General features: G+C 55.5%; 5 protein-coding genes. All 5 read left to right on the forward strand.

Annotated elements, in window-relative coordinates; genetic code table 11:
• Positions 1-48 precede the first annotated feature (48 nt).
• Positions 49-495 carry a VOC family metalloprotein YjdN gene (yjdN, locus tag FDW87_RS09100; RefSeq protein WP_016155401.1) on the forward strand — a complete coding sequence of 149 codons (447 nt, stop codon included), beginning with the start codon at positions 49-51 and terminating at the stop codon, positions 493-495.
• A gap of 132 nt (positions 496-627) precedes the next feature.
• Positions 628-1,416, forward strand: a complete 789-nt coding sequence (gene phnC / locus FDW87_RS09105) for a phosphonate ABC transporter ATP-binding protein (RefSeq protein WP_016155400.1) — start codon at positions 628-630, stop codon at positions 1,414-1,416.
• 80 nt (positions 1,417-1,496) lie between these two features.
• A complete protein-coding gene (gene phnD / locus FDW87_RS09110) occupies positions 1,497-2,513 on the forward strand; it encodes a phosphonate ABC transporter substrate-binding protein (RefSeq protein ID WP_016155478.1) in 1,017 nt (338 codons plus the stop codon).
• A gap of 104 nt (positions 2,514-2,617) precedes the next feature.
• Entirely contained in the window at positions 2,618-3,397 is a 780-nt protein-coding gene (gene phnE / locus FDW87_RS09115; protein ID WP_016155398.1) for a phosphonate ABC transporter, permease protein PhnE, read from the forward strand.
• A 20-nt stretch (positions 3,398-3,417) separates the two neighbouring features.
• Positions 3,418-3,763 (forward strand): phosphonate metabolism transcriptional regulator PhnF (gene phnF, locus FDW87_RS22165; protein ID WP_252363086.1); only part of this gene is annotated, 346 nt, incomplete at its 3' end.

A 3,763-nucleotide genomic window follows, 5' to 3' on the forward strand; every position in this document is an offset into this window, starting at 1 on the left:
CAGACGATAACTACACTTAACTGGTTTCTTTTACCTGAGGTAAAGATTATGCCGTTAAGTCCCTATATCTCCTTCGCAGGCAACTGCGCTGATGCTATCGCCTACTACCAAAAAACATTAGGCGCTGAGCTACTCTACAAAATCAACTTCGGTGAAATGCCCAAACCGGCGCAGAACAGCGAAGAGGGTTGCCCTTCAGGCATGAAATTCCCCGATACCGCCATTGCCCACGCCAACCTGCGCGTTGCGGGCAGCGACATCATGATGAGCGATAGCGCCCCCGACGGAAATGCCCACTACTCTGGCTTTACACTGGTACTCGACACGCAAAACGTCGACGAAGGCAAACGCTGGTTTGATAACTTGGCAGCAAACGGAAAAATCGAAATGGACTGGCAGGAAACCTTCTGGGCTCATGGTTTCGGTAAAGTGAGCGATCGGTATGGCGTACCGTGGATGATCAACGTCGTCAAACAGCAGCAACCTACAGAGTAATCCAACGGGAGGCCAGCCCTCCCGTACTGTCATCAAAAATCGCTCAACTCTTCATCACCAAGTAACCATCCCTTAACGAAAACGTCACATTAATCCGCCACGATGGGGCCACTTTTTAAGGGAGGCCGCATCATGCAAACGATTATTCGCGTCGAAAAACTCTCCAAGTCCTTCAATCAACATCAGGCGCTCAATGCGGTTGATCTGAACATCTGTTCCGGTGAGATGGTGGCTCTGCTTGGGCCATCTGGCTCTGGCAAATCCACCCTTTTACGTCATTTAAGCGGTTTGATCGTCGGTGATAAATCCCCGGGTAGCCACGTCGAACTGCTGGGTCGCACCGTTCAACATGAAGGCCGCCTGGCGCGCGATATCCGCAAAAGCCGCGCCCACACCGGCTACATCTTCCAGCAGTTCAATCTGGTTAACCGCCTGACGGTACTGGAAAACGTCCTGATTGGCGCACTCGGCAGCACGCCGTTTTGGCGCACCTGTTTTAGCTGGTTTAGCCAGGAACAGAAACAGCGTGCATTACAGGCGCTGACCCGCGTTGGCATGGCGCACTTTGCATACCAGCGCGTTTCCACGCTTTCGGGCGGGCAACAGCAGCGCGTGGCGATTGCCCGCGCGCTGATGCAGCAAGCCAAAGTGATCCTTGCCGACGAGCCGATAGCCTCGCTGGACCCGGAATCCGCACGCATCGTGATGGACACCCTACGCGACATTAACCAGACCGACGGCATCACCGTGGTCGTCACGCTGCATCAGGTGGATTACGCCCTGCGCTACTGCGAACGCATTGTCGCGCTTCGTCAGGGCAACGTCTTCTTTGATGGCAGCAGCCAGCATTTTGATAACGATCGTTTTGACCATCTCTACCGCAGCATGAACCGCGTCGAACAGAACGCGCAGGCTGCATAGTTCTAAAAAACCAGGCGTTATTGGCGCAGCCAGGCTGGCAAGTGAAATAGCCTGGAACAAAGACTAATTAAGGAAACAACATGAGCTATAAGACCGTTGCCGCGCTGGCCTTTACCAGCATGTTCAGCATCAGCACCTTGTTCAGCCCGGCGCAGGCCGAAGAGCAAGAAAAAGCGCTGAACTTTGGCATTATTTCGACCGAATCACAGCAAAACCTGAAGCCACAGTGGGAACCGTTCCTGAAGGACATGGAAAAATCGTTGGGCGTGAAAGTGAACGCCTTCTTCGCCCCGGACTACGCCGGGATCATTCAGGGAATGCGTTTTAACAAAGTTGATATCGCCTGGTACGGCAACCTCTCGGCAATGGAAGCGGTGGATCGCGCTAACGGACAAGTGTTTGCCCAAACCGTCGCTGCCGACGGCTCCCCGGGATACTGGAGCGTGTTGATCGTTAACAAAGACAGTCCGATCAACAACCTGAACGATCTGATCGCCAAACGTAAGGATCTGACATTCGGCAACGGCGATCCTAACTCAACGTCAGGCTTCCTCGTCCCCGGTTACTACGTCTTCGCCAAAAACAACATCTCCGCCAGCGACTTCAAACGCACCGTTAACGCCGGACACGAAACCAACGCGCTGGCCGTCGCCAACAAACAGGTCGATGTCGCCACCAACAACACCGAAAACCTCGACAAGCTGAAAACCTCCGCGCCGGAAAAACTGAAAGAGCTGAAGGTTATCTGGAAGTCACCGCTGATCCCGGGCGATCCGATCGTCTGGCGCAAAAACCTCTCCGAAACCACCAAGGACAAGGTGTACGACTTCTTTATGAATTACGGCAAAACGCCGGAACAGAAAACCGTACTGGAACGCCTGGGATGGGCACCGTTCCGTGCCTCCAGCGACCTGCAACTGGTACCGATTCGCCAACTGGCGCTGTTTAAAGAGATGCAGGGCGTGAAGGGCAACAAAGGGTTGAACGAGGAAGAGAAAAGCAGCAAAACCTCGGCGCTGAAAGCGCAGCTCGACGACCTTGACCGTTTGACCGCCGCCCTGGGCGCCATGACCAGCGTGACTAAAGCGGTGCAGTAAACCTAATGCCCGGTGGCGTTTCGCTTACCGGGCAGACGATGTTCTGTAGGCCGGATAAGGCGCAAGCGCTGCCATCCGGCGATAACCTACGCACGGAGCTAAACATGCAAACCATCACCGTCGCCCCGCCCAAACGTAGCTGGTTCTCACTGCTGAGCTGGGCCATTCTTCTCGCCGTGCTGGTGGTCTCGTGGAAAGGTGCCGAAATGGCTCCGCTCACGCTGATCCAGGATTCCGGCAATATGGCGACCTTCGCCGCCGACTTCTTTCCGCCAGACTTCAGTCAGTGGCAGGACTATCTCGGTGAAATGGCCGTCACCCTGCAAATTGCCGTCTGGGGCACCGCCCTCGCCGTTGTGCTGTCGATTCCCTTTGGCCTGATGTGCGCCGATAACCTCGTACCGTGGTGGATTTACCAGCCGATGCGTCGCCTGATGGACGCCTGCCGCGCCATCAATGAAATGGTCTTCGCCATGCTGTTCGTGGTCGCCGTGGGTTTAGGTCCGTTCGCCGGGGTAATGGCACTGTTTATCCACACCACCGGGGTGCTCTCCAAGCTGCTTTCGGAAGCGGTAGAAGCCATTGAGCCAGGTCCAGTAGAAGGCATTCGCGCCACTGGGGCCAACAAAATTGAAGAGATTCTGTACGGCGTTCTGCCACAGGTCATGCCGCTGCTTATCTCCTACTCGCTGTATCGCTTTGAATCCAACGTCCGCTCGGCCACGGTGGTCGGAATGGTGGGTGCGGGCGGTATTGGCGTGACTTTATGGGAGGCGATTCGCGGCTTTCAGTTCCAGCAAACCTGCGCTCTGATGGTGTTAATCATCGTCACCGTCAGCCTGCTGGATTTCCTTTCCCAGCGTTTGCGTAAGCACTTTATCTGATTAGCGAGGCATTGATTGCTATGCACTTGTCTACACATCCGACCAGTTATCCAACGCGTTATCAGGAAATTGCCGCGAGACTTGAGCAGGAGCTTCGTCATCATTATCGCTGCGGTGACTATCTGCCCGCCGAGCATCAGCTTGCCGCGCGCTACGAGGTAAACCGCCACACCCTGCGCCGCGCTATTGACCAGTTGGTTGAGCGTGGTTGGGTCCAGCGTCGCCAGGGCGTTGGTGTACTGGTGCTGATGCGCCCATTCGATTACCCGCTTAATGCCCAGGCGCGCTTTAGCCAGAACCTGCTGGACCAGGGCAGCCATCCCACCAGCGAAAAACTGCTGGCGGTGCTGCGCCCGGCCTCCAGCC

Source organism: Citrobacter sp. wls826, from assembly GCF_005281245.1.
GTDB lineage: Bacteria > Pseudomonadota > Gammaproteobacteria > Enterobacterales > Enterobacteriaceae > Citrobacter > Citrobacter braakii.